Annotated in this window: 1 protein-coding gene; it reads right to left on the minus strand. The window is 62.3% G+C overall.

The features are described from left to right. Positions 1-332, minus strand: a 332-nt coding sequence (locus MWU61_RS19675) for a hypothetical protein (RefSeq protein WP_247130176.1), incomplete at both ends; no start/stop codon positions are given.

The raw sequence follows: 332 nt of genomic DNA on the forward strand, positions 1-332 counted from the left end.
GCATCCAGACCGGTCAGATCAAGCGTCACGGCGGTCTCTTCGCCCGGTGCAATTGTGGCATCGGTCATGCCAGCACCCAAAGCCAGCGCCATGTTCCCGTCGTCATCCGCAGATCCCGGAGGAGGCCCCGCCACCAACCGCAACGTCCCCGCCGCAACCGAAATCTCAGCCGGCGTAACATCACGTAGTTCGGCCACGCCGACTTCACCGGTACCGGGTACATTCACCGCGATGATCACACCTAGATAGCTGTCGATCACCGAAACCGCAGCCTCTGCGGCGGCGGCGTCCCAGCCATAAGCTGCGGAAATTGCGGACAGGTCGATGACATC

Origin of the sequence: Loktanella sp. F6476L, assembly GCF_023015725.1 — a bacterium.
Lineage (GTDB): Bacteria > Pseudomonadota > Alphaproteobacteria > Rhodobacterales > Rhodobacteraceae > Yoonia.